The sequence below is a fragment of the Cellulomonas cellasea genome, assembly GCF_006538745.1.
Classification (GTDB): domain Bacteria; phylum Actinomycetota; class Actinomycetes; order Actinomycetales; family Cellulomonadaceae; genus Cellulomonas_A; species Cellulomonas_A cellasea.
Genome location: NZ_BJLR01000007.1, coordinates 62644 through 85436 on the forward strand (window position 1 = coordinate 62644; position 22793 = coordinate 85436).

The following is a 22793-nucleotide window of genomic DNA, read 5'->3' on the forward strand; positions in this document are numbered from 1 at the left end:
ATACGCGCGGGCAGCTACGGGGTTCGCGTCGACGCGCCGGTCCGGGCTCGTGCGCGTCCGCGGCGGGTCACCGCTCTGCGGCGGGGAACCCACGACCGGGCGCCGGGCGCCGCCGGGCATGCAAGGACCCCCCGCACACCCGCCAGAGCTCACCTGCCCTTGCTGCCTTCCGGCCCTGGGGGGGTTCAGCGAGATGACGCCGCACGAGGGGTCGACGACAAGCCTAACGCAGTCGTCGGACCACCGATCCCCAGGTTCCTCCCAGGTTCGCGCCAGGCTCGTCCCAGGATGTCCGGGAAACGTCGAGGGATGACGACGACGACGAGCCGGACCGCCTCCCGCGCCCCTGCGAACGTGGGCCGCTCGCGCCTGACGCTCGTCGCCGCACCGGGCCGCTCGGCGCCGCGGGACGACGAACGTGCCCGACCGCGGGAGCGGAACGCCCTCGCCGGGGTGGCGGCCGGCCCGCTCGGTGCGACCACCGGCAGGCTCGCCGGACCTGCCGAGCGTCCCGGCGTCGACGCCCCCCGCGCCCACCGCGACGACGCCGGACGTCGGGACTGGGTGCGGCGGGTGCTGGGCGTCACCGTCGCCGTGCACGCGCGCGGCCCCGCGGCGCACACCCCCGACGCGGACGGCGCGGTGCGCTCGATGTTCGCGCAGCTGTCCGCCGTCGAGCGCCTGGTCGGGACCGACCGCCCCGGCTCCCAGCTCAGTCGCCTCGCGAGCGGGGACCTCCCGCTGGCCGAGGCGCACCCGGTGCTGCGCGAGCTCCACGAGCTGTGCGTCGCGGCGCACGTGCGCACCGACGGCTCGGTCGACGCGTGGGCCGGTCAGGACGGTCCCGAGGGGGTCTTCGCACCCGGCGGGCTCGTGACGACCTGGGCGCTCGAACGCGCCGCCCGGCACCTCGCGGACGTGGCCGGTGCGGCGTTCGCGGTCGAGGCCGGGGGCGACCTCCTGCTGCGGGGCGCGCAGCCGGCGGGTGCGTCGCCGCGCGCTGCGGACCGTCCCGCGACCGGGTCGGCGGGCATCGACCCCGACGACTGCGGCGACCTCACGACCGGCGACGACGCGGCGACCCCGGCGTCCGGCGACGTCGAGCCGTGGCGCGTCGAGATCGAGCACCCGCGCGACCGGCGGCTCGTGCTCGCGACCCTGCCGGTCCGCGAGGGCGGCGTCGCGACGGCGGTGGCGTCGGGCGACGCGTCCGTCGTCGACCTGCGCTCCGGGATCCCCGAGCCGACCGTGCTGGCCGCGACCGTCGTCGGCCCCTCGCTCGTCTGGTCGGACGTCTGGGCTCGCACCGCCGTCGCCCGCGGCACGTCGGCCGTGGAGTGGGTCGCGACGCTGCGGGGCACGCGCGGGCTGCTGGCGCTCGCGGACGGCACGGTGCACCGCTGGCACACGCCGGGCTGAGCCCGGGGTGCGACGGGGGCGTCAGCCCCAGCTGTGCTCCACCTGCCACGGCCAGACCTCGACGACGGCGCCGTCGAGGATGTCCAGCTCCGTCTCCCGGTTCGTCGGGTCGCCGTCCGGCTGGGGGCCCGAGCTCGCGACGGGGACCTCGACGGCCGCCGACCCCGGGACCACGGTGACCAGCACGGCCGTCGCGGGGTCGCTCGTCGCGCCGGTCGACATGACCCCCCACTCGACCCCCGCGCTGACCTCGGCGCCGGGCGGCACGACGATGCGCACCGCCTCGGCGGTCCCGTGGCTCGGTGGCGCCTGCGCGACGCCCGCCGTCAGGGTGCCCGAGCCGCCGCGGAAGGCCAGTGCGGGCGTCCCCTGCACGGCGCACGGCCGCCCCGAGACGTTGGCCGCGACGAGCAGCAGGTATCGCGAGCCCATCGCCGCGTCGGTCCAGGCGATCCGCGGTTCGAGGTCACCGCCGGCGCACGCCGGGGCGGCGGGGTCGTCCGGGTACGACGGCGGGACGGGTGCGGCGGTCGAGCCCGCGGCCGCGTCGTCGCGCACCGCCGGCTCCGACGGCTCGACCGGGACCGCCTCCCAGGGACGCTCGGGCTCGACGCCCCGGACGTACCCGGACGACGTGCGCCCCGGCGCGCGCAGCTCGTAGGACACCGTCCGGCCGGCGGAGAGCGCCTGGTCGGACGCGCGCAGCCACCGGTCGACGCGGTCGGTCGCCGCGTCGTCCGCGACCTCGACGTCCAGCGACACCCCGAGCTGGTCGCCCTGGTCGGACAGCGCGACCCGCGTGACCGACGGCACGAGCTCGACCGCCGCGGCAAGCTCGACGATCGGGTCCGCGAGCGCCTCCTGCGGGAAGACGGCCCGCACGTCGGTCCGGCCGTCGTCGGTCACGACCCACGTCAGGTGCCGACCGTGGCGGGCCGCGGCGGAGGCCAGCCCGGTGGCCTGCACCGCACGGACCACGACGGCGTCGGCGTGCTCCGCCGAGACGCGGACGCGGAGCACGCCGTCGCCCCGCGCGAGCGACCGTGCGGCGCTCACCGCCTCCCCCGGGTCCGTCGTCCCCGTGAGCCGCACCTCGGTCGCGTGCACGGCGGCGTCGTCGTGCAGCCACACGTCCCACCCGAGGTTGCCCGCCGGAGTGCGCGCCGAGACACCCTCCATCACGGCGTCGACGCGCTCGGCCACCTCGACCGCCTCGGCGGTGGTCAGGCCGCTGCGCGGCTCGACGGTGAGCGTCGCGAGCCACGCGCCCGGTTCACGCGCCGGCTCCGCGTCGACCCCGTCGGTCACCAGGGCGTCGTACCGGGGACCGCCTCCCGGCCGGGTCAGCCGCACGTCCGCGTCGGCGACGCCGGGCAGCCCTCGCAGCCCGGCCAGGGCCTGCGCGACGGGGTCCACGACGGTCGACGGCGGGCGGTTGCCCTCGACGACGACCGCCGTCAGGAGCAGGGCGACGACCGCCAGGCCGCCGAGGCGCCAGCCCAGGGAGAGTCGGCGGCGGGCGGGCGGGGCGAGCGAGGGCATGGCCGGACGCTAGCCAGCCCCGTGCGGGCGCCGCGGCGGCTCGGCAGGACCCGCGCGCGGCCTGCACGGAACCCTCACGCGAGGCCCCGTCGGCTCGTCAGCGACGGCGCGCGCGGGTGACCGCGTCGTGGATGCGGACCGTCCTGCCCTCGGCGTCCGTGGCCTCGCGCGGGCGGGCCTCGGCGACCTCGACGGCCCACTCCGCCGGGTCGAGCGCCGCGGCGACGTCCTCCGCCGCCCAGAACATGTGGGGCACGTTCGGCCGGCCGATCGTCGTCTGGAGGTCGGACACGTCGTGCCCGACGTAGAGCAGCGTGCCGCCCGGTGCGACGGCCGCCGCGAGCGCCGCGAGCACGCCCTCGCGCGTGCCGGCGGGCAGGTGCACGAAGTGCGCGGTCACGAGGTCGAACGCCCCGGCGGGCGGCGCCCACGCCGTGAGGTCCGCCTCCTGCCAGACGAGCCGGCCCGCGACCTCCGGCCCGCGCTCGGCGGCGTGCTCGGCGGCACGGGCGAGGGCCGTGGGCGAGAGGTCGACGCCCAGGACCTGCCACCCACGCTCGGCGAGCCAGAGCGCGTCGGCCCCCTCGCCGCAGCCGACGTCGAGCGCCCGGCCCGGCGCCAGGTCCGCGGCGTCGGTCACGAGGTGCGCGTTGGGGCGTCCGCTCCACACGCGCGTCGTGGAGCGGTAGCGGTCCTCCCAGAAGGCGGCGTCGAACACGGGGACGTCCTCGCCGCCGCCGTGCGCGTGCGCGTTCTGCTCCGGCTGCGCGTGCTGGTGCGCGTGGGCGGGGTCGTGGTCGGCTGCGGTGCTCATCGGGTCGTCTCCAGGGCGTGGGGGTGCTCGGCGGTCCTGCGAGTGTGGAGCTCGCGCTCGGCCTGCGCCGAGAACGGGGTGCGGCGGGCCTCGACGGCGGCCTTTGTGTCGGCGGCGACGAGCGTGGCGTTGACCGCGGCCCCGGTGCGCATCCCGTCCGCCGCGGCGACGACGACCTGCGCGCTCACGTCGGCGGTGTTGCCCGCGACCCAGAGGCCCGGGACGTCGGTCGAGCCCATCGGCCCGGTCGGCACGCGCGAGCCGACGACGGTCCCCTGCATCTCGACGTCCTCGACCTCGAGCCCGAGGCCGGCGAGGAGCTCGGCGTTGGCATGCATGCGGCTCCCGACGACGACCGCGTCGACCGGCAGCACGTGCCCGTCCGCGAGCCGGACGCCGGTGAGCCGGTCGTCGGTCACCTCGAGCCGCTCGACGGCGACGTCGACCACCCGCACGCCCCGCGCCGCGAGCTCCTCCCACGCGCTCTCGGGTAGCTCCGTGGCGGGCTCGAGGAAGAGCGTGACGTCCTGCGTCCACTGCCGCCAGAGCAGCGCCTGGTGGACCGAGACCGGGCCGCGCCCGAGGATGCCGACGGCCCGGCCGCTGACCTCCCACCCGTGGCAGTACGGGCAGTGCAGGACGTCGCGCCCCCAGCGCTCGGCGACGCCGGGGACGTCGGGCAGCCGGTCGGTGAGCCCGGTCGCGAGGACGAGCTGGCGCGAGCGGAGCGTCCGGGCGTCGTCCAGGGTCACGGTGAAGGTGCCGTCGTCGTCCCGGGCCGCCACGACGACGCGCCCGGGCTGGACGCGGCCGCCGTAGCGCTCGACCTCCTGGCGCCCGACCGTCAGGAGCTCGGCGGGATTCATGCCGTCGCGGGAGAGGAAGCCGTGCAGGTGCGCGGCGGGTGCGTTGCGGGGGTGGCCGGCGTCGACCACGACGACCGAGCGGTGCGCGCGGCCGAGGGTCACGGCGGCGCTGAGGCCGGCCGCTCCCCCGCCGACGACGACCACGTCGACCAGGGCGTCCGACCCGTTGCTGGGACTCGTTCTCGTGTTCATGGCTCGACTGTCGCGCGGACGGTGCGAATTGACAACTGTCCTTGCTGGAACGGCAAGATGCCGGGATGACGGACGACCTCGACCAGGTGCTCACCGGCGTCGGCCCGCGGCTGCGGGCGCTGCGCCTGCGCCGCGGTGTGACCCTGACGCAGCTCGCGACGACCACCGGGATCTCGCTCAGCACCCTCTCCCGCCTCGAGTCCGGCCAGCGCCGGCCCACCCTGGAGCTGCTGCTCCCGCTCGCGAAGGCCCACAACGTCGCGCTCGACGACCTCGTCGGCGCACCCCCGACCGGCGACCCGCGCGTGCACGGGAGAGCCACGACCCACGGCTACCTCACGACGGTGCCCCTGAGCCGCCAGGCCAGCGGACCCCGGGCGTTCCAGCACCGCATCGCGCCGCAGGACCCGCTCCCCGAGCCCGAGCCGAAGGTGCACGAGGGCTACGAGTGGATGTACGTGCTCAGCGGGCGCCTGCGGGTCGTCCTCGGCGAGCACGACCTCGTGCTCGAGGCCGGCGAGGTCGCCGAGTTCGACACGCGCACCCCGCACTGGTTCGGCCCGGCCGTCGTCGGGGAGGCCGTCGAGTTCCTGTCGCTGTTCGGCCGGCAGGGCGAGCGCATGCACGTCCGGGCCCGGCCGCGCCGGCGGGCCTCCGGGGGCGCCGACGGCTCGGCGACGTGAGCGGTTCGGCGCGGGGCGCGACCTCCGGTATCCTCGTGCGGCCGGGAGGATTCGCCTAGTGGCCTATGGCGCACGCTTGGAAAGCGTGTTGGGTGAAAGCCCTCGGGGGTTCGAATCCCCCATCCTCCGCCGGTCGAAGGGCCTGGGACCTGCAGACATGCAGGCCCCAGGCCCTTCGTCGTACCGCGCCACCGGCTCCGATCCGGGCCGTGGTAGCAGTTTTGGTAGCAGTTCCATGGAGGCGGCAGCGGCGGTCACACGCCACGGGATACCGCTGCAGGCTCGGCCGTGTCGAGGCGCAGCGCGAGGCCTGCCAGCTGCTTCCGCACCTGTTTGAGGACGAGTTCTCCAACCATCGCTGGTTCGGCGTCATGTCCGCCGCCATGCAGGCGCAGCGGTTCGAGGCGGACGAGGACGGTGAGGAGGCCGACGGCGCGTCCCCGACCGACACCCTCGACGTCGACGTGCGCGACTTCATGGGCATCAACGAGGCCGACCGGGCGGGGGAGTCGGACTACGTCGGTACGACTTCCCGGCCTACGCCGCGGCGATCGCAGACGCATGGCCCGGCGAGCTGCGCCGCCGGGTCGTGAGCGCGGTGCAAGCGGACGCCGCCGCGGCCGTGGTTGCCGAACCGGCTGTCGACGCCGCCTGACCTGCGCCGAGGCGGCCTCGCGGGCTGCGCCAACAAGGTGATCCGGTACCTACAGACGGCCTCCGCCGGCCTGACTCCGCGGTGCGGAGCCAGGCCGGCGGAGGCCGAGCTGCCGAGGTCCGTCAGCTGGTGCCGACGGAGGCGGCGCCGGCCCGGGTGACCCACAGGGACAGGTACATCGTCTCCGAAGAGTTGCCGCCCGTCCCGGTCCAGGTGGACACCCGCTTCACCACCGCGCTCTGCGTGGAGGTCGACTGCAGTCGGGAGTACGCCACCGTGGGCGTCGTCATGGAGCCGTAGGTGCACGAGACGTGGGCGTCCCACGTGGCGAGGATCTGGGCGTTGCCGCTCGAGTACTTCTCGTACGACGCCTTGTACCCGATGTACCGGATGCCGTCGGTGGCTTCCACGTTGCACCCGCGGTAGCTGACCCACCCGGCGCCGGAAGTCACCGAGCAGTCCCCGAGGTAGGTCGTCACGGCGTCCGGCGTCACCGAGTTCGAGGTCAGTCGGCGGTCCGGACGTTCGCGGGAGGTGACGAGGATCGAACCGTCGGAGAACGTGGCGACCGTCGAGCTGTCCTCGAGCGTGGTGTGCTGGCGGCTGCTGACCGGCACGGCGTTCTGGTCGAACGCGTCGATCGTCCCGCCGGCCAGCAGCTCGGCGATGAGCGCGTCCTGGGTCTCCGCCGGGACGCCGTACTGAGTCCAGAACGCCCGGGTCGGGGCGAACTGGTCCTCCTCTGCGGAGGCGCTCACGCCCAACCCCACGGCTGAGGTGAGGACCAGGACTGCGGTCATGACTCCACGTGCCAGGTGCTTGATCACAGTCCTGCCTCCCATCGTGTCCACGCGGTGTTCTGACCGACGAGCGCGCGCAGCTCGAGGGTCTTGGAGCCGCCGCCGTTCCGCGCCTGGTAGATCGTCTTGATGGACGCGTAGGCAGAGCCGGTCGAGTTCTCGGCGGCCTTTCGGATGGCGAGCGACGTGTCAGAAGCGGTGCCACCGTCAGCGCGCACGTACGGGCTGTTGACGTCGATGATCGAGTCGTACCCGCCGGTGATGGAGTACGAGATGTAGAAGCCCATCTCGACCACACCGGTCGTGCTGTTCGCCTGGCAGTCGTAGCGGTTGGTGTACCCACTGCCGCTCACACTGGTGCGGCAGTTTCCGACCGCCAAGGGCCCGACGACGCCCGGCTTCGTGGTCGAGGTGGGCATCTGGATGGACGTCACGGCGATCGACCCGTCCGGGTACGTCTCGATGGTGCGGTTCTCCCCAGCGGTTCGGACGGTGCGGGTCGAGACGGGCGCGGACTCGCCGCTCATCACGTCCCACGTCTGCCCCGCCTCGAGCTTGTCCAGAAGCGCGTCCTGCGTCGGACCGGGCACGCGGTTCACCGTCCAGAACTGCTTCAGCTGCGCGCGGAGGTCGTCCGTGACCTCGCCACTCGCCGCCTGGGCCGGCTGCCCGGCCCCTGCCAGTAATGCCAGCGCCGCCGGCACCGTCCACCAGCGCGATAGACGCCGGTCTCCCCTGCTTCGAAGCATCATTGCCCCTTCTTCAAGCCACCCGATGTGGCCGAGTGGCGCACACAGTTCCGCGAGGCAACTGCCCTTGTCAAGATCAACATTGCCGGCAGTCGTGAATTGCCATGACTCGAGCTGTAGGCCAGAATCAGCGCCATGATGTGGACGGTGCTGACGCCCGAACGTGCCTCGCGCCGTGCCCGCTCGTACCCGATGTTCGCCCTGGCGGTCGGGCTGGCGTTCGCGGCCGCCGTGGCGGCTGTGCCGACGCAGTACCACCTGACCGCGACGCTGCTTGTCGCTCCGGTTGTGCTGTGCGGACTCGCCACTGCGGCGTGGCGGCTGGACGCCTGGCGTGCGTCGGGTACCGCGAGGGAGCCGTACGGAATGCTCGCCGTCGTCGGGTCGTTGTCCGCCCTGCTGCTCGCCGCCCTGGGCTGGGCTGGGCCCCTGAAGGTCTTGGCGATGGCCGTCGTACTCCTCGGAGTCCGAGGCCGTGATGTGACGCTTCTCCTGCCGGGGCTCGTGTTCCTGGCTGCGCCCGTCGATCTGGTCGGCCTGGCGCGGGTCTCCGCCGTTGCGCACGAAGCGCTCGTACCTGTACAGCTGGTGGGGTTCGTCGTCATCGCTGCGCTCGCCCTCTGGGCGCGCCGAAGCGAGTCGACGCTTCTGCGCGTAAGCGCGGGTCCCGCCGCCACCGCCCCGTCGGCGGCGTAGCGCGGTTACCGCCTGACCTGCCGCACGGGCGCCATGTGGCTGCACCAAACCGCCACGCTGGAGGCAGGACACCCGTGGACTCGTGTCAGACCCACCCTGTGGCGTCCTTGTCGGAGAGCTGCCCGTCACCAAGGTCGACGGAGTAGGAGTCTCGCACCGCGGTGGCGGCGTTGACCGAAAAGTTGTGCGGCGGCAGCTCGCCGAGCCGGATCCGAAGGATCTGGCCGTCGTTCTGCGGAAGCCCTCCATGTGGAACCGCGACACGACGTGTTGGCGCCGATCCTGACGTCTCTTGGTCACACGACGCACCTCAACCAGGCGCGTACCCAGCAGTGGCATCCTTGCTGCGCGTCATTCGCGTGCACACGGGACGTGGCACATGCTCCGTCACATCCCACCCGCATCTCGGCCTGTGCCGCTCGCTCCGTCGTCCCACAGCAGTCGGCTCATGCGACGGTTGGCCTCCTCCACGAGCTCAGGGACCACGTGCTGATACCGCGTCGGCATCGCCGAACTGGTCCAGCGGAACATGCTCATCACAACGCGCTGGTCGACGCCCTGGACGAGGAGGAACGTCGCGGCGGTGTGGCGGGCGTCGTGGAGGGGCGCGGGCCGGACCCCGGCTTCGTCGAGGAACGCGGTCCAGTGCAGGGAGTGGTCGCGAGGGGCGACGGGGCGCCCACTGATCGTGGTGAAGACCATCCCACTGTTCGCCCACACCGAGCCGGCATGGATCTGCGCTTCGCGCTGACGCTGCCGGTGGGTGCGGAGTGCATCGATGAGTGGTGCCGGCAGGGGCAACGTTCGACGAGCCCTTCGTGTTGAGCTCGCTGAGGATCAGGCCTCCGCCGACGCGCACGGGACACCGGGATGGGCGGTGCTGCCACCTCCTTGCTCGCTGAAAGGGAGCATCGCGAGCGAGAGTCCCTTCAGCCGGGTGATGTGCACGACGCGCGGTGCTCGACTCGAGGGCGCAGCCGTCCTACGCGCAGTCATCCTCTGGCTCACGTGGTCATCAAGTCCGCGCGACGTCGCACCGATGTCGCAACGATGAGTAGGCATGCGTTCGAGGCGCAGGGCGTCGAGGGTTCACTCTCGGGCGGCTCCTCATGAGCAAGAAAGCCAGGGCCGACGACTGGTCGGTTTGGGATGTCTCGCGGGTACCGGCACTCGTCTTGGACGAATGTGTAGCCACGCGTTGCGGCGACGACATCCAGATCTCGGTGGTCGTCCATGATGAGGACATGCTGGTCTCGGACGCGCCTGACGTCGTCGGAGAGACGCTGCTCGACGGAACACGCATCGATCTGCGCGCGAACGTCTCGTCGCCGCTGCCGAACGGACTGACGATCGAGGCTTGGGCCTTGAGCTCCAGCGGCGGCTACCTGGCCTCGGGTTCGGTTGCGGTGCACCCTGGTCGCCCGGTCCCCCGAGTCGTGAGACTTCGTCTCGCGTCGGCGCCGTCCGGCAGCGTCGCCAACGTGTTCGTTCGCCTCGTCCAGGACTGACCAGAGCAGGCCACTTCGCGCCGACCGCTCAAGGGTCGCCCTCGACGACTGCCGACGCCCTACGCCACCCCGTGCATGCACGAACACGCCTGCGTCCGGTCACGGCTACGGCCAGGTTCAGGAGATCGCCTGGGGTGCTTGCCACCGGCTGACGAAACCACGGGCGGACGTCAGGTCGGCGCGCCTTGGAGTCGCGGACCCTGAACTGTGGCCGCGAACGCACGCACGTTGGGCGCCCGAACCGCTAGGAGCGAGGGGCGCTGTGTCAGCCGCGGGCACCGCCGTGGTAGCAGTTTTGGTAGCAGTTTTGGTAGCAGTTTTGTCTCGTGCGAGCCAGTCCGGCACCCACCGGCGGATGCGCCGCGGCTGCGTGACCTGCAAGTACGCGTCCACCCGTGTGCACCTGCACCCCCTTCCAGCCACTTGGAAAGCGTGTTGGGTGAAAGCCCTCGGGGGTTCGAATCCCCCATCCTCCGCCGTGAAGGGCCCGTGACCTGCAGACATCCAGGTCACGGGCCCTTCGTCGTACCGCGGCACAGGCTCGTTTGGGTACACCGGCCTGCGCCTCATCCCTCGGAGTGCATGCCCGGGGTGCCGATGTCGATCGGCGCTAGAGGGCAGCCGTGCTCCTGGAGCGCACGGAGGAGGGCGCCGAGGTCGGGCGGGTAGACCGTGTCCTGAGTGGCGCGTAGCTCGCGTGCCGTCCACCAGCGGAAACCGAGGATGCTCTCGCTCTCGCCGTCGGTGAGCCGGGCGGGGGACGGATCGAAGCAGGCGACGGCGTGGTGCAGCCAGTCCTCGTGGACCTCGACCGTCCGACCCGCGTGGCCGTACGTCAGGTCCCGCGTCCAGACGTGCACTCCGACAGGCAGTCCGTCGAGGCCTGTCTCCTCCCATGCTTCGCGAGCCGCGGCCTCGTGCAGCGTCTCGCCGAGCTCGATCCCTCCCCCGACGGGGTACCAGTACCTCGCGCCGGTGGCGGGGTCTCGCCCGTGCACCAGCAGGAGTCGCCCGTCGGGGTCGACGAGCAACAGCTTGACGGTCTGACGCGGCACACGAGCCACTGTGCGGCATGCGGCTGACACCGCACCCGTGGCTACGACCGGACCTCCCGGGATGATGGAGGCATGCACTCGGACGGGAGCCCACTGCCCGACCTCAGCAAGACCGCCGTGCTGCACAGCGTCGGTGTGATCAGGACGGATCAGCTCCCCGGGCTGGCAGCGCGCTGGTTGGCCGCCGATCTCGTGGACACCGAGGCGGTGCGGATGCTCGCGGGTCACGGCCGGCACGACCCCTGGGCGCTCGAGCAGCTGCTGCGCGACGCCCTCGAAGAGGCTCACGCCGAGCCGCCACGAGAAGCGTTGGCCGTACAGAACGTCGTCGCTGGCTTTGTCGCCGCGCAGTGGCAGCACGACCGGGACACTCGCGGCGCCGTCCTGACGCTCGCACGGCTCGGGGCGTCTGAGCCCGACCTCGACCTCGGCCCGTTCGCCGGTCTGGCCGACGAGTGGGCCGCCGGCTGGGGCCGGCCCCTGCCCGAGCTCGAGGCTGCAGCGGAGACCGAGCTCGAGCGCTACCTTCTGGGCGACTGAGCCCGGAGCCGCAGCGGCGACCAGGGCTTCTGCGTCGCCAGAGTTGGCCCATCCCGACAACCGGTGCCCCTGGGGGCGCCCGAGGCGCGAGCCGAACCGATGTCAGTCAAGGGCGGCAGGCGGGAGCCCCGCACGCGAGTCCCGCGACCGGGGGCCCAGGTAGGCGACGCCGGACCCCGGACCCCGTCGTGGACGTCCGGAGCCAGCGCGCCTGTGCTCGAACGTCCGTCCAAGCACATGAGCGGCTGGCGGCTCCGTCGCAGCGTGAACGTGACCGACGACGACGACGACTGGCTGCGCTGCTTCGGCGTGCTGCCGAGACGCACAGCACCTCCGACGAGGAGTGGGAACCGCCGTGGCACCGTCGCGACCGTCGCGGTCGCCCACACGCACGCACGGGCACGCGCGGCGTCGTCGGGGACGATGTCACGCGTGTCGAAGAACTCGAAGAAGCCACGGACGTCTCCGACCGACGAGCAATCCGTGGCGCCGCGGCTGGACTTCACGTTCCGGCTGAGCGGACGAGGGTGGGCCGAGGCGGCCATCTCCGACGGTACGAACACGACGAGCATGGCGCCGTCGTTCCTCAGCGACGCCCTCGGGGACCTGCTGCGGGCCGTGAACCGCGTCCTCGCCGGCGCACGCGAGGCGGAGTGCACCTGGCAGGAAGAACCCGGGGTCGACCGGTGGCACCTCGTGCGGGAGGAGGACCGTGTCGTCCTGCGAGTCTTCGCGGTCGACGACGACGTCGAAGGAGAGACCGAGCTCGTCTTCCAGACGCGCCAGACCCTTCCCGCGCTCGGTGACGCCTTCCTGCGCGGGGCCCAGGCCGTGCTCGACCACTACGGCACCGAGCGGTACCGCAACACGTGGGTCGAGCACCCGTTCCCCACCGAGGAGCTGGAGCTTCTCCGGAGGAGACTCCAGCACCGCTGACCGCCGTACATGCAGCCGAACGTTCCGCGTACGAGAACGATCGTCTGAGTGCTGCGACCGTCAGTTTCCTCTGGTGACCGCTTCGCGTGCGGCGAGGTTCCGTTCGACGTCGGCGGGAGGAAGGTCGTATCCCTGCGCGTGCGGTCCTGACCAGTTCAGGCCGACGTGGATACCGTCCCCCGCCAGGCCCGGCAGCCACCGTGTCCGCCACTCACCGAGCGGGCTCTCCACAGGCTCGAAGCCTGCGAACGTCGATGCGGCGGCGAGGACCCGCGCGGCTCGCCCGCGCGTCGACCAGAACGGCATCGCCGGCGTGCCGTCGACCGGCGTGACCGTCGGGAGCCCGCCCGAGTCGGCGACGCCCCACACGGATCCGAGAGCCAGTGCGTCGCGATAGAACGCCGCTGCATGCGCTGCACTTGTGCGCACACCACCATGGTGACGCACCGGCGACCTGGGCTCCCCATCGTGAGACCTGCACCTCGACGCGCGCGCGAGTGCACCTGTCGGTGCGGAACGGATGAGCACACTGCCGCCGGGTTAGCCGCCCCCAGCCGGGCTGTACCCCGTGGCCGCTCGTGCGGATGGCCGTTGCAGGCCGAGCGCCCAGCTCGGCCCCCTCCGAGACCGGCCAGCGGGCGACCGCGGTCTGGGCGGCGCCATCTTCGGTGTCCCGCGACATGCACCCCCTGCGCCGACGGCTGACGCACGCGCGGTCGAGACCTCCCTTCACCAGCGGACCGTCGCCCCCTAGGGTCGGCGACCATGAGCCAGCAGCTTCTCCTCGGGCACCGCCGCATGCGCCTCGCGGTGCCGCTCGTGGGCCGGGACCCGGACCAGCACGACCGCGGCGCGACACCCCTCGAGCTGTTCTTCGACCTCGTCTTCGTGGTCGCCGTCGCCCTCGCCGCCGAGGGCCTGCACCACAGCATCGCGGAGGCGCACACGGCCGAGGGGCTGGTCCGGTTCGTGATGATCTTCTGCGCCATCTACTGGGCGTGGGTCAACTTCACCTGGTTCTCCTCGGCGTACGACACCGACGACGTCCTCTTCCGCGCCCTGACGTTCCTCTCCATGACCGGCGCGCTCGTCTTCGCCGCAGGCGTGCCGCGCGTCATGGCCGACGGCGACTTCTCGGTGATCGTCGCGGGCTACACGCTCATGCGCGTCGCGCAGATCCTGACCTGGCTGCGCGTGGTGCGAGGCGACGAGGTCCGGCGGGCGACGGCCGTGCGGTACGCGGGCGGCCTTGCCGTCGTGCAGACCGCCTGGGTGCTCACGCTGCTCGTGCTGGCGACGCCGGTGTGGCTCGCGGTGTGCGTGCCGCTGGCCGTGGTCGAGGTGCTCCTGCCGCTGTGGGCCGAGAGATCCGAGGCGATCCCCTGGCACGCCGACCACATCGCCGAGCGCTACGGGCTCTTCATGATCATCGTGCTGGGCGAGTCCGTGCTCGCCACGTCGCGCGCCGTCCAGACGGCGCTCGACGAGGGCGCCGCGGGCGCCTTCGCCCCCGTGTTCGTCGGCGGCCTGCTGGTCCTCTTCTCGGTGTGGTGGGCGTACTTCGAGCGACCCGGCGACCACCTGGGCTCCTCGCGGTGGTGGCCGTACGCCTGGTCCTACCTCCACCTGGTCATGTTCGCCGCCGTCGCGGCCGTGGGCGCGGGGCTCGCGCTGGTCATCGAGGAGGCCGCGCACCACGGCGAGGTGAGCGCGACCACCGCCGCGGCCGCCGTGACCGTGCCCTACGGCCTGTTCCTGCTGAGCCTGTGGGGCATGTACGTGCGGCGCGACGAGCACGCGGTGCGCCGGTTCGGGGTGCCCGTCGTGGTCGCCGTCGTCGCGGCGCTCACGCTCGCGACGCGCGTCGGGATGGCGCCCGGCACCGTGGTGCTGGCCGTCGGGCTCACGGCGGCGGCGCTCGTCGTCGTCGAGGCGTGGGTGCGCCTGCGCGGCGGCGACGGCGACGGCGCGGTGCCGGTCTAGCGGTTCGCGCGGGCAGCCGGGAGGGGAGAACCGCGTCGCGGGTTACCGTCGGCGGGTGCTCCTGACCTACCACCGCGAGTCCGTGGCCCGCCTCGATCCGCTCACGCTCTACGGGATCCTCCGGCTGCGCCTCGACGTGTTCGTCGTCGAGCAGGCCGCCGCGTACCCCGACCTCGACGGCCGGGACGTCGAGGACGGCGCCGAGCTGCACTGGGCCGCCGACGGGCCGGAGGTCGTCGCGACCCTGCGCGTGCTGCGCGACCCCGACGGTGCGCTGCGCGTCGGGCGCGTGGCGACCGCCGCTCGCGTCCGTTCGCACGGCGTCGCCTCCGGGCTCATGCGTCGGGCCCTCGAGCGGTGCGTGGAGCTCGACGCTCGGGCGCCCGTGGTGCTCGACGCGCAGGCACACCTGGCCGACTGGTACGCCCGGTTCGGCTTCGTCGTGGACGGCGCCGGGTTCGAGGAGGACGGCATCCCGCACGTCCCGATGCGCCGCGCGCCGCTGACCGGGCTCAGTGCCACGCCGGCACGTCCCCGTCCGGGGGTCGGACCGACCGGGGTCGACCCGGGCTCAGCGCCCGAGACTCTCGACGCGCCCGAAGGCGGCCAGCTCGTCGGCGAGCACGTCTGCGCCCTCTCCCCGGAGCACCGCGTCGAGGAATGAGCGCGTCGCGTCCGTCGTGAGCCGGTGGGCCCGCTCCCGCCCGATGTCGCCCATCATCGACGGCACCGGCGGCAGGTACAGCGGCGCGTCGGTGAAGGTCAGGTGGGCCGCACCCGGGACGGTCAGCCGGTACCCCGGCACGGCCTCGCGCAGCACCTCCTCGAGCGCGGCGGCGTAGGCGTCGTCCCCGTCCGGGTCGCCCAACCCCCGCCCCGCGACGAGGGCGAGGGCCGGCTGCCGCGGGCGAACGCCGTCGCCCCGCGGGAAGCCGTCCACGTCCACGACGGCGTCGAACCGGTCGTCGGCCGCGGCGGCGAGGAGCGCGGCGGCACCACCCATCGAGTGCCCCACCGCGGCCGCCCGCTGCACGTCGAGGCGGCCCGCCAGCATCGGCGCCCCGGCTCGCTCACCCCGGTCCAGCTCGCCCAGGACGGTCAGCGCGAAGCGCAGGTCGGCCGCCCGCACCTCCGCCCAGCCCTGCGCCCGGCGCGCGTCCTCCGCGGCGTCCCCGCTGGCCGTGGTGCTGCTGCGCACCACCGAGCCGTCGTCCCGCACCACGACCGCCGAGTCGTAGGGATGGTCGAGCGCGACCACGACGTAGCCGTGGCTGGCGAGGTCCTGCGCCCAGGCGGTGTTCTGGGTGCGCAGGCCTCCGAGGCCCGGCGAGAACAGCACCACGGGCCACCGCGCCGTGCCCGCCTGCGGCACCGCCCCGGAGACCGCCGCGCTCCGGCCCCGGGCCGCGTCGTCGAGGATGAACGGTGGGAGTCCGTACAGCGCCGCCACGCCCGAGGCCACCAGGCCGGCCTCCCGCGCGTCGCGCCCGAGGTAGAGCACGCCCGGACCGTCGGAGGCGGCCGCGGGGTACCAGAGCTGGGCCACCACGGCCCGGTGGTCGCCCGGATCCGGGGTGGCGGGCTCCTCGCGTTCCGCGTCCACCCACTCCACGACCAGGGTGCCGACGGCGGCGGGTCCCGACGGCGCAGGCAGGGCCAGCACGGGGAACGCCCACGCGGCCACGGCGCCGGTCAGGGCGAGGCCGGCGCCGGCCACGCCCGCGATCACGACGAGCACCCGCCCCCGCCGCTGCGCAGGCGGGACGGCGGAGCGAGGCAGGTCCGGGTCGCGCAAACGCCTCCGGGTGACCTCGGCGGCGAGCGCAGCAGCGACCAGGACGGGCCCGAGCTGCCAGCGCCAGCCCTGCGCGACGACGGTGGTCACGCCGCACAGCAGCACGAGGGCCGTCGCGACGACGACGCACCGGCGACGTGCACCGCGGGGCGCCCATCCGCTCACGGCCAGCAGCAGCACGGTGACTGCGGTGGCGACGGGCAGCAGCGTGCCGGCGGTCAGGTCCAACGGGTGCTCCTCGGTGGCGGTCGCCCGAGTCGGGCGTGCGCCGAGCCTGACCGACGCCGTCGAGCGACGCGTCACGCCCGGGACGGAGCGGCGCGGTGACCGGGTCGGACGTGGGGATGACGGAGGATCGGAAGGCGTCGTGCGTCGGCAGCGTCGCGTCGGCTTCTCCCGGGACGGCCCACCCGCGTCCCGGCACACCGGCCGGCGTCACGCGCTGCGCTCGACGCCGGCGGCAGGCAGGACGAGCTCGTCGACGATCGCGGCGGCGTGGTCGCGCGGGACCGGCTCGTTGAGGAAGACGGCCTCCGTGTCCGTGACCCGCAGAGATGCCAGCCACGGGTCTGTGGTCCTCGCAGACGAGCCAGGCTCGAGCGTGCTCTTCCACGGCCTGGGGCGTGTCGCCGAACGTTCGCTGTAGGTGGCAGAGAGGGTTGTCGGGTGTCTCGTCGTGCGGTGTCGACCGATGCCCACTGGGAGCAGATCGCTCCGTTGCTGCCCTCGGATGTCGGTCGGCCCGGACGACGGTCTCGCGATCACCGTCAGCGCCGCCCGCCGCGCGTCACGACCGTCGCCGCGCCGGCGTCCACACCACGGCCGTCGGGCCCGCCCCGGACCAGCCGGCGACGTGACCCGAGCGCGAGATGTCCCACGCGACCGACTCCGCGCCGGCGGTGAGGTGGGGCAGCAACGTCACGACACCCGTCGCGGCGTTGCGCACGCACGCCGTCAGCACGCCCGCCGCGACCGCGATCCCGGCGACGTCGCCGCGGTCGTTGAGCGCGAGCGGGTCGCACCCGCCCGGGAGCGCCGTCATGGTGCCCGCGCGCGCCGACCAGAGGAAGGCGGACCCGCCGTCCGCACCCCAGGCGGAGCCGACGACGTCACCTCGCGCGTTGATGTCCCACGCCGTCGCCTCGGTCATGCCGGGCAGCGTCCCGAGATCGGTCGTCACTCCCGTCCGCGGGTCCCACAGGAACGCGCGCGACTGCTGGCCGTTCCAGGTCGAGGCCGTCCCGGCGACCTGGCCCCGGTCGTTGATCCCGGAGCCGGACGACCACCAGTCGGCGTCGCCCGGGGCACCCAGGTCCTGCATCACGCCGGTCACCGGGTCCCACACGAACGCGTGATAGTCGCGGTCGACCGTGTAGGCCATGCCGGTGACCTGACCGCGGTCGTTGATCGCCTCCCCGTACGCCGAGTCGCCGCCCAGCGTGCCGAGCAGCGTCGTCGTCCCCGTGCGCAGGTCCCAGACGAAGGTGCGCGACCCGCCGAACGGCAGGTCACCGCCCGGCGGCAGCTCGCCGTACCCGACGACCTGGCCGCGGTCGTTGACGTCCATGCCCACCGTCGACAGGAACTCCCCGTCCGGGAAGAGGGTGGTCGTTCCCGTGCGGGAGTCCCAGACGAACGCCCGGTTCACGCCCTCCGCGTCGGAGGAGTACCCCGTCACGAGCCCCGACGAGCTGATGCCGTACGCCTGGGACGACGGCGCACCGGGACCACCGACGTCACGCACCTCGTAGACGGTGCGGGAGTCCGGTGGCGCCGCGGCCGCGGGGGTAGGCCCCACAGCCGCGGCGGCGGCCAGGACCAGGACGGCAGCGAGTGCTCGGGCAGGGACCACGGGTCCACCTCCACGCCGGTCGCACGACCGCGTCAGGACCCGTGCGCTGGCGGGCAAGATCACGACGTCCGTGCGCCTCGACGCTACGTCGCCCCACGGCGTGCGAGAAGGTACGAAGAGGCAGGCATCAGCGCGCCCCGCCGCGCAGCCCCGCCGCGCAGCCCCGCCGCGCAGCCGCGGGAACGAGACCGGCGCGGCTCGCGAGCGACCGTTCGCCCGGGTACGCAGCCGCCTCGGCGCGTTCTTCGGAGAGGCGCGCCGCGAGGTCGACGTCGTGAGCCTGCACGTCTTCGGGTACGGCCGGAGCGTCTGACCTCCGGCGTCGCTACCCGGAAGGCGCGACGCCCACGCACCACCTGCATCGCTACGGCGCTCCCCCTGTCGAGGCCGTCGGCACACCTCCTTGTGCGCGCGCCCTGCGCCGCGCTACTTTGCATGTGTAAGAACAACCTGACACATGACGGAGCCCGATGACAGCACACCAGCCCACCGGTGACGAGCTCGTCGCCGTGCTGTCCGCGCTCGCCAACCCCATCCGGCTGCGCGTCCTCGCCACGCTGACGACCAGCGGCCGCGACTACGTGAGCCACCTGGCCCGCGAGATCGGCATCAGCCGACCCCTGCTGCACATGCACCTCCAGCGCCTCGAGGCCGTCGGGCTCGTCGTCGGCAGCCTCGAGCTGTCGCCCGACGGCAAGGCCATGAAGTTCTTCGAGGTCGCCGACTTCGCGCTCGCCCTGACCCCCGCGACGCTCGCGCACGCCGCGTCGACCCTCGTCCCGTCGGACCCCGCCGCGGGTCCCGCCCCGAAGGAGCCCACGTGACCCACCTGAGCCTCGCCCTGCCGGCGCCGAACCCCTGGCCGAACGTCGTCCTGACCCTCGGCATCGTCCTGTTCGTCTTCCTCCTGACGGCGGCCTTCATCGCGTTCGTCTCCGAGAACCGGAAGATGAAGGTCGACGCCGCACGCGAGAACGACCTGCGCCAGCTTGTCGACCGGTACGAGCAGCTCGCCGAGAAGACAATGGACGCGCAGCAGCGCACCGCGGCCGACGTCGCGGAGCTCCGCAGCCGGACCGCGTCGATCGAGCAGATCCTCCGGACGGTGGAGTGATGGCCACCGAGGCCGTCCCGCGCACGATGTCGGCCGTCGCGCAGGACCGCTACGGGACGCCGGCCGAGGTGCTCGCGGTGCGCGAGGTGCCGGTGCCGACGCTCGGGCCCGGCGACGTCCTGGTCCGGGTCCGCGCCGCCGGCGTGAACCCCGCCGACGTGTTCCTGACCACCGGCCGCCCAGCGATGATGCGGCTGGTCCTCGGCCTGCGCCGCCCGCGGCCCGCGACGCGCGGCCAGGACGTCGCGGGCACGGTCGTGGCGGTCGGGGCGGACGTGCCCGGGTTCCGCCCGGGCGACGCCGTGTACGGAGAGGGGGACTTCGGCAAGACGACGGGCTCCTACGCCGAGTACGCCCGGCTGCCGCACACCGTGCTCGCCCACAAGCCGGAGCGCCTGACGTTCGAGCAGGCCGGCGCCATCCCGATGGTCGGGCTGACCGCGCGTCGCGCCCTGCAGGTCGCCCGGGTGGGGCCGGGGCAGCGGGTGCTGGTCATCGGCGCGTCGGGGGGCGTCGGGCACGCCGCCGTGCAGCTCGCGGTGGCGCTCGGCGCCGAGGTGACGGGGGTGTGCAGCACGCGCAACGTCGAGCTCGTGCGCGGGCTGGGCGCGTCGCACGTGGTCGACTACGCACGCGAGGACGTCACGGAGCGCGCCGAGCGGTACGACGTCATCCTCGACAACGTCGCGACCCTCCCGCTGCGGCGGCTGCGCCGGCTCCTCACCCCCCGCGGCACGCTCCTCCTGAACAGCGGGCACGGCGGCCGCGTCCTCGGCCCGCTCCCCCGCATGGCACGCGGCGCCGTGCTCTCGCTCGTCGGGCCGCACACGATCCGCCCGTTCACGATGTCGCCGACGACCGCCGACCTCGTCGTACTGACCGGGCTGATCGAGTCCGGCGCGCTGACCCCGGTCGTCGAACGGGCCTACCCGCTCGCCGAGGCGGCCGCCGCGATCGAGCACGTCGCGGGCGGTCACGTCGCCGGGAAGGTCGTCGTCGTGGCCTGAGCCGCACGCGCCGCGGCCTGGGCGCACACCCGGGCCGCGGACCCGCGGTGGAGGCTGCGGTGCGGCGACGGCGGAGCCCCGCTTAGGCTCTAGGACCGTGGCCACCTTCTCCTCCGTGTCGCGGCAGCACATCCTCCAAGCCCTCGCCGAGTACGACGACCGCGGCGGCGACGCGTTCCTCGACCTCTACGGCTTCGCGCCGACGCCGGGCTACGAGCTGGTCCACGAAGACCGCGGCTACGACGTCAAGGCGGTCCTCGGGGTCGCGCACCGGTTCGCGACCGGGCGGCTCGCGACGCCCGACGCGTTCAGCAGCGGCATGGCGAACGCCGTCGCGATCCTGCGCAAGCGGGGCTTCCAGGTGACCGAGCCCGCCGGCGCGGTCCGCCTCGCACCCGTCAAGCCGGCGCGGGCACCGAGGGCACCGCGCGCGGCGGCGCCCCGGGCCGCCCGGCCGATCTCGTCCCGCACGACGGACGCGCGCGACGCTCCCCCGAGGCTGTGCCCGACGTGCTCGATGACGCTCCCGTCGACGGGCGTCTGCGACTACTGCAGCTGACGCCAGCGCCGTCGACCACCACCGCGTCCCCAGGACCTCCCGGGAGCGGCCCCTCCGGCGCCGGAGACCGACGCCGGACGGGCCGCACCGTCACGTCGACCGCTGGTACGCCCGGAACGCCCGCGTCGCCGCCCACGCCATGACGACGGCCACCGCCGCGAGGTAGCCGACGTGCGCCCCGACCTCACCCCAGTCCGGGTCCGGCGCGAGCGCCCCGCGCCCGACGACCACCGCCCACTCGAACGGGTTGAACGCCGCGACGTCGCGCACCCACGGGGCGGCGAGGCGGGTGTCCATGAGCGCCGAGCTGAGGAACATCAGCGGGATCGTGAGCAGCTGCGAGATGCCGATCAGGACGGTCTGGTCGCGCCCGACGAGCGCCGCGACGTTCGACAGCGCCGAGAACGTCGCCGTGAGCAGCACCGCGCCGAGCAGCAGCACGAGCACCCCGAGGATGCCGCCCCCGAACCGCGCGCCGCACCACCAGGCGACGGCGAGCACGACGAGCGTCTGCACGACCGTGAGGACCGCCTGGTGGACGAGCGACGAGACCATGAGCGCGCCGCGGTGCGTCGGCGACGTCAGCAACCGGTCCATGACGCCGCGCTCCATGTCCTGGATGTACGACGTGCCCGCCCACGCGCTGCCGAACAGCGCCATCATCATGACGACGCCCGGCGTGAGGAACTCCAGGTAGGAGCTGCCCGCGGCGAAGCCGGGGATCTCGACGACGGACCGGAAGAGCTGGCCGAACAGCAGGAGCCAGATCATCGGCTGGACCAGGTTCATCACGAGGAAGGCCGGGACCCGCACGACCGCCCGGAGCTGGCGGGCGGTCAGGACGGCCGTGTGCGTGAGCGCGGTTCCCGCCCCCGGCGGGCGGACGGCGGCGCGCGGCCGGCCCGTGGCGCTCATCGGGCCGCCCCCTCGAGCGTCGCGGGCGCCGGCGTCGCGGGCGCCGGCGTCGTGCCCGCCGAGGCGAACGAACGCCCGGTGTGCCGCAGGTACACGTCGTCGAGGCTCGGGCGCGAGACGGTCGCCGAGCGGACCTCGACCCCCGCGGCGTCGAGGGCCGCGAGCACCGGGGGCAGCGCCGCGGCGCCGTCGTCGGACCGCGCGCGGACGGCCTGCCCGTCGGCGACGAGGTCGCGGAGCGCGGCGACCCGGCCGAGCGCCGCGAGCGCGTGGCCGACGGCGTCGCGCCGGTCCACCTCGACGTGGACCGCGTCCCCGCGCAGCCCGCTCTTGAGCTCGTCCGCGGTGCCCTCCGTCACCACGCGCCCGTGGTCGACGATCGCGAGACGGTCCGCGAGGCGGTCGGCCTCCTCGAGGTAGTGCGTCGTGAGCAGGACGGTCATGCCCTCGTGCCCGGACATCCGCTCGATCTCCGACCACATCTCCGCGCGCGCCTCGGGGTCGAGGCCGGTCGTCGGCTCGTCGAGGAACAGCACCTGGGGGCGGTTCATGAGCCCGATCGCGACGTCGAGCTTGCGGGCCATGCCGCCCGAGTACGTCGAGACGCGCCGGCCCGCGGCGTCGGTCAGCCCGAACCGCCCGAGGAGCTCCTCGGCGCGCGCCCGGGCGTCCCGCGCCGAGAGCCCGTGCAGCCGCCCGGCGAGGACGAGGTTCTCGGCGCCGGTGTCCATCGGGTCCGACACCTGCTTCTGTGAGACGAACCCGAGGACGCGTCGTGCCGCCGCGGGCTCGCGCGCGACGTCCAGGCCGGCGACGCGCGCCGTCCCCGAGTCGGGCCGCGCGAGCGTCGCGAGGATCTTCACGGTCGTGGACTTGCCGGCGCCGTTGGGCCCGAGCAGCCCGAACACGGTCCCGGCGGCGACCTGGAAGGTCAGCCCGTCGAGCGCGACGACGGGCGGCTTGCCGCGTCCGCCGGGGTAGGTCTTGACGAGCGAGCCGGCCTCGAGGGCCGGCCGGGATGATGCGGTCATGGGACTCCTCCATCGACGTGAGGAGCCGTCCCGTGCGGGGGCAGGGCAGGGCCGCAGCGATACGATCGCTGCACGCTCTGAG

The 22793-nt window shown here is 73.8% G+C and carries 24 protein-coding genes, 1 tRNA gene, 1 other RNA gene and 2 pseudogenes; 15 read left to right on the forward strand and 13 right to left on the reverse strand.

Annotated features, from left to right (window positions below; all coding sequences use genetic code 11):
* Positions 1-119: 119 nt before the first annotated feature.
* Positions 120-216, reverse strand: an RNA gene (ffs, locus tag CCE01nite_RS02885) — signal recognition particle sRNA small type.
* 93 nt (positions 217-309) lie between these two features.
* Between ffs and CCE01nite_RS02890 the strand changes: the two genes are divergently transcribed.
* Positions 310-1419 (forward strand): FAD:protein FMN transferase, encoded by a 1110-nt coding sequence (locus tag CCE01nite_RS02890; protein WP_052104166.1) that lies wholly within the window; start codon positions 310-312, stop codon positions 1417-1419.
* A gap of 21 nt (positions 1420-1440) precedes the next feature.
* On the opposite strand, the gene CCE01nite_RS02895 is transcribed toward CCE01nite_RS02890, so the two are convergent.
* The 3 genes from CCE01nite_RS02895 to CCE01nite_RS02905 form a co-directional block, all read right to left on the reverse strand.
* Positions 1441-2961: a DUF4232 domain-containing protein gene (locus tag CCE01nite_RS02895; RefSeq protein WP_034630272.1), complete on the reverse strand. Its 1521-nt coding sequence runs from the start codon at positions 2959-2961 to the stop codon at positions 1441-1443.
* A 97-nt stretch (positions 2962-3058) separates the two neighbouring features.
* Positions 3059-3775 carry a class I SAM-dependent methyltransferase gene (locus CCE01nite_RS02900; RefSeq protein ID WP_084142706.1) on the reverse strand — a complete coding sequence of 239 codons (717 nt, stop codon included), beginning with the start codon at positions 3773-3775 and terminating at the stop codon, positions 3059-3061.
* Positions 3772-4833: an NAD(P)/FAD-dependent oxidoreductase gene (locus tag CCE01nite_RS02905; protein ID WP_052104167.1), complete on the reverse strand. Its 1062-nt coding sequence runs from the start codon at positions 4831-4833 to the stop codon at positions 3772-3774. The genes CCE01nite_RS02900 and CCE01nite_RS02905 overlap by 4 nt, the downstream gene beginning before the upstream one ends.
* Before the next feature lie 65 nt (positions 4834-4898).
* Here CCE01nite_RS02905 and CCE01nite_RS02910 point away from each other — a divergent pair, with 65 nt between their 5' ends.
* From CCE01nite_RS02910 to CCE01nite_RS02920, 3 genes are all read left to right on the forward strand, one after another.
* The gene (locus CCE01nite_RS02910) at positions 4899-5516 is read left to right on the forward strand and encodes a helix-turn-helix domain-containing protein (RefSeq protein WP_034630274.1); all 618 of its coding nucleotides are present in this window, start codon (positions 4899-4901) and stop codon (positions 5514-5516) included.
* A gap of 44 nt (positions 5517-5560) precedes the next feature.
* Positions 5561-5645: transfer RNA gene (locus CCE01nite_RS02915), tRNA-Ser, on the forward strand.
* Positions 5646-5887: 242 nt separating this feature from the next.
* The gene (locus tag CCE01nite_RS02920; protein WP_034630278.1) at positions 5888-6109 is read left to right on the forward strand and encodes a hypothetical protein; all 222 of its coding nucleotides are present in this window, start codon (positions 5888-5890) and stop codon (positions 6107-6109) included.
* Between the two features lie 184 nt (positions 6110-6293).
* On the opposite strand, the gene CCE01nite_RS02925 is transcribed toward CCE01nite_RS02920, so the two are convergent.
* Both CCE01nite_RS02925 and CCE01nite_RS02930 read right to left on the reverse strand, forming a co-directional pair.
* On the reverse strand, positions 6294-6929 hold the full coding sequence (locus tag CCE01nite_RS02925; RefSeq protein ID WP_141371953.1) for a hypothetical protein: 636 nt from the start codon (positions 6927-6929) through the stop codon (positions 6294-6296).
* Positions 6930-6994: 65 nt separating this feature from the next.
* Positions 6995-7723 (reverse strand): DUF5626 family protein, encoded by a 729-nt coding sequence (locus tag CCE01nite_RS02930; protein ID WP_141371954.1) that lies wholly within the window; start codon positions 7721-7723, stop codon positions 6995-6997.
* Positions 7724-7855: 132 nt separating this feature from the next.
* Here CCE01nite_RS02930 and CCE01nite_RS02935 point away from each other — a divergent pair, with 132 nt between their 5' ends.
* On the forward strand, positions 7856-8416 hold the full coding sequence (locus tag CCE01nite_RS02935) for a hypothetical protein (protein ID WP_034630287.1): 561 nt from the start codon (positions 7856-7858) through the stop codon (positions 8414-8416).
* A 387-nt stretch (positions 8417-8803) separates the two neighbouring features.
* On the opposite strand, the pseudogene CCE01nite_RS02940 reads toward CCE01nite_RS02935, so the two are convergent.
* Positions 8804-9226: pseudogene (locus CCE01nite_RS02940) on the reverse strand (tyrosine-type recombinase/integrase); the annotation flags it as partial.
* 299 nt (positions 9227-9525) lie between these two features.
* Between CCE01nite_RS02940 and CCE01nite_RS02945 the strand changes: the two are divergent.
* A complete protein-coding gene (locus tag CCE01nite_RS02945; RefSeq protein ID WP_034630290.1) occupies positions 9526-9924 on the forward strand; it encodes a hypothetical protein in 399 nt (132 codons plus the stop codon).
* A gap of 566 nt (positions 9925-10490) precedes the next feature.
* Here CCE01nite_RS02945 and CCE01nite_RS21155 read toward each other — a convergent pair.
* A complete protein-coding gene (locus CCE01nite_RS21155; RefSeq protein ID WP_052104169.1) occupies positions 10491-10979 on the reverse strand; it encodes an NUDIX domain-containing protein in 489 nt (162 codons plus the stop codon).
* Positions 10980-11051: 72 nt separating this feature from the next.
* On the opposite strand from CCE01nite_RS21155, the gene CCE01nite_RS21160 reads away from it, so the two are divergent.
* Together CCE01nite_RS21160 and CCE01nite_RS02955 are read left to right on the forward strand one after the other, a co-directional pair.
* Positions 11052-11519 (forward strand): hypothetical protein, encoded by a 468-nt coding sequence (locus CCE01nite_RS21160; protein WP_034630294.1) that lies wholly within the window; start codon positions 11052-11054, stop codon positions 11517-11519.
* 483 nt (positions 11520-12002) lie between these two features.
* Positions 12003-12455: a hypothetical protein gene (locus CCE01nite_RS02955; RefSeq protein ID WP_141371955.1), complete on the forward strand. Its 453-nt coding sequence runs from the start codon at positions 12003-12005 to the stop codon at positions 12453-12455.
* 60 nt (positions 12456-12515) lie between these two features.
* On the opposite strand, the gene CCE01nite_RS02960 is transcribed toward CCE01nite_RS02955, so the two are convergent.
* The gene (locus CCE01nite_RS02960) at positions 12516-12884 is read right to left on the reverse strand and encodes a DUF2750 domain-containing protein (RefSeq protein ID WP_034630304.1); all 369 of its coding nucleotides are present in this window, start codon (positions 12882-12884) and stop codon (positions 12516-12518) included.
* 336 nt (positions 12885-13220) lie between these two features.
* Here CCE01nite_RS02960 and CCE01nite_RS02965 point away from each other — a divergent pair, with 336 nt between their 5' ends.
* The gene (locus CCE01nite_RS02965) at positions 13221-14438 is read left to right on the forward strand and encodes a low temperature requirement protein A (RefSeq protein WP_052104170.1); all 1218 of its coding nucleotides are present in this window, start codon (positions 13221-13223) and stop codon (positions 14436-14438) included.
* A 55-nt stretch (positions 14439-14493) separates the two neighbouring features.
* Entirely contained in the window at positions 14494-15102 is a 609-nt protein-coding gene (locus CCE01nite_RS02970; RefSeq protein WP_084142709.1) for a GNAT family N-acetyltransferase, read from the forward strand.
* Here CCE01nite_RS02970 and CCE01nite_RS02975 read toward each other — a convergent pair.
* Positions 15010-16461, reverse strand: coding sequence for an alpha/beta hydrolase family protein (locus CCE01nite_RS02975; protein WP_211254553.1), 1452 nt, complete (start codon positions 16459-16461; stop codon positions 15010-15012). The two genes, CCE01nite_RS02970 and CCE01nite_RS02975, sit on opposite strands and share 93 nt — an antisense overlap.
* Positions 16462-16899: 438 nt before the next feature.
* On the opposite strand from CCE01nite_RS02975, the pseudogene CCE01nite_RS22575 reads away from it, so the two are divergent.
* A pseudogene (locus CCE01nite_RS22575) lies at positions 16900-17004 on the forward strand (IS5-like element ISMra2 family transposase); the annotation flags it as partial.
* A gap of 16 nt (positions 17005-17020) precedes the next feature.
* Here CCE01nite_RS22575 and CCE01nite_RS02980 read toward each other — a convergent pair.
* Positions 17021-18085 (reverse strand): hypothetical protein, encoded by a 1065-nt coding sequence (locus tag CCE01nite_RS02980; RefSeq protein ID WP_141371956.1) that lies wholly within the window; start codon positions 18083-18085, stop codon positions 17021-17023.
* Between the two features lie 470 nt (positions 18086-18555).
* Here CCE01nite_RS02980 and CCE01nite_RS02990 point away from each other — a divergent pair, with 470 nt between their 5' ends.
* From CCE01nite_RS02990 to CCE01nite_RS03005, 4 genes are all read left to right on the forward strand, one after another.
* A complete protein-coding gene (locus CCE01nite_RS02990) occupies positions 18556-18909 on the forward strand; it encodes an ArsR/SmtB family transcription factor (protein WP_034630316.1) in 354 nt (117 codons plus the stop codon).
* Complete coding sequence (locus tag CCE01nite_RS02995) at positions 18906-19199, forward strand: hypothetical protein (protein ID WP_211254554.1); 294 nt, start codon at positions 18906-18908, stop codon at positions 19197-19199. Before CCE01nite_RS02990 ends, CCE01nite_RS02995 begins: the two co-directional genes overlap by 4 nt.
* Positions 19199-20206, forward strand: coding sequence for an NAD(P)-dependent alcohol dehydrogenase (locus CCE01nite_RS03000; RefSeq protein ID WP_211254555.1), 1008 nt, complete (start codon positions 19199-19201; stop codon positions 20204-20206). The genes CCE01nite_RS02995 and CCE01nite_RS03000 overlap by 1 nt, the downstream gene beginning before the upstream one ends.
* Positions 20207-20303: 97 nt before the next feature.
* On the forward strand, positions 20304-20765 hold the full coding sequence (locus tag CCE01nite_RS03005) for a ScoMcrA-related endonuclease (RefSeq protein WP_034630321.1): 462 nt from the start codon (positions 20304-20306) through the stop codon (positions 20763-20765).
* A 90-nt stretch (positions 20766-20855) separates the two neighbouring features.
* Here the strand turns inward: CCE01nite_RS03005 and CCE01nite_RS03010 are convergent, their stop codons facing one another.
* Positions 20856-21680, reverse strand: a complete 825-nt coding sequence (locus CCE01nite_RS03010) for an ABC transporter permease (RefSeq protein WP_034630324.1) — start codon at positions 21678-21680, stop codon at positions 20856-20858.
* Positions 21677-22711, reverse strand: coding sequence for an ATP-binding cassette domain-containing protein (locus CCE01nite_RS03015; RefSeq protein ID WP_141371958.1), 1035 nt, complete (start codon positions 22709-22711; stop codon positions 21677-21679). The genes CCE01nite_RS03010 and CCE01nite_RS03015 overlap by 4 nt, the downstream gene beginning before the upstream one ends.
* Between the last annotated feature and the right edge of the window lie 82 nt (positions 22712-22793).

Coding starts and splice junctions, on each gene's coding strand:
- CCE01nite_RS02890 (WP_052104166.1), top strand. CDS start 310: ATGACGACGACGACGAGCCGGACCGCCTCCCGCGCCCCTGCGAACGTG.
- CCE01nite_RS02895 (WP_034630272.1), bottom strand. CDS start 2,961: ATGCCCTCGCTCGCCCCGCCCGCCCGCCGCCGACTCTCCCTGGGCTGG.
- CCE01nite_RS02900 (WP_084142706.1), bottom strand. CDS start 3,775: ATGAGCACCGCAGCCGACCACGACCCCGCCCACGCGCACCAGCACGCG.
- CCE01nite_RS02905 (WP_052104167.1), bottom strand. CDS start 4,833: ATGAACACGAGAACGAGTCCCAGCAACGGGTCGGACGCCCTGGTCGAC.
- CCE01nite_RS02910 (WP_034630274.1), top strand. CDS start 4,899: ATGACGGACGACCTCGACCAGGTGCTCACCGGCGTCGGCCCGCGGCTG.
- CCE01nite_RS02920 (WP_034630278.1), top strand. CDS start 5,888: ATGTCCGCCGCCATGCAGGCGCAGCGGTTCGAGGCGGACGAGGACGGT.
- CCE01nite_RS02930 (WP_141371954.1), bottom strand. CDS start 7,723: ATGATGCTTCGAAGCAGGGGAGACCGGCGTCTATCGCGCTGGTGGACG.
- CCE01nite_RS02935 (WP_034630287.1), top strand. CDS start 7,856: ATGATGTGGACGGTGCTGACGCCCGAACGTGCCTCGCGCCGTGCCCGC.
- CCE01nite_RS02945 (WP_034630290.1), top strand. CDS start 9,526: ATGAGCAAGAAAGCCAGGGCCGACGACTGGTCGGTTTGGGATGTCTCG.
- CCE01nite_RS21160 (WP_034630294.1), top strand. CDS start 11,052: ATGCACTCGGACGGGAGCCCACTGCCCGACCTCAGCAAGACCGCCGTG.
- CCE01nite_RS02965 (WP_052104170.1), top strand. CDS start 13,221: ATGAGCCAGCAGCTTCTCCTCGGGCACCGCCGCATGCGCCTCGCGGTG.
- CCE01nite_RS02990 (WP_034630316.1), top strand. CDS start 18,556: ATGACAGCACACCAGCCCACCGGTGACGAGCTCGTCGCCGTGCTGTCC.
- CCE01nite_RS03000 (WP_211254555.1), top strand. CDS start 19,199: ATGGCCACCGAGGCCGTCCCGCGCACGATGTCGGCCGTCGCGCAGGAC.
- CCE01nite_RS03010 (WP_034630324.1), bottom strand. CDS start 21,680: ATGAGCGCCACGGGCCGGCCGCGCGCCGCCGTCCGCCCGCCGGGGGCG.
- CCE01nite_RS03015 (WP_141371958.1), bottom strand. CDS start 22,711: ATGACCGCATCATCCCGGCCGGCCCTCGAGGCCGGCTCGCTCGTCAAG.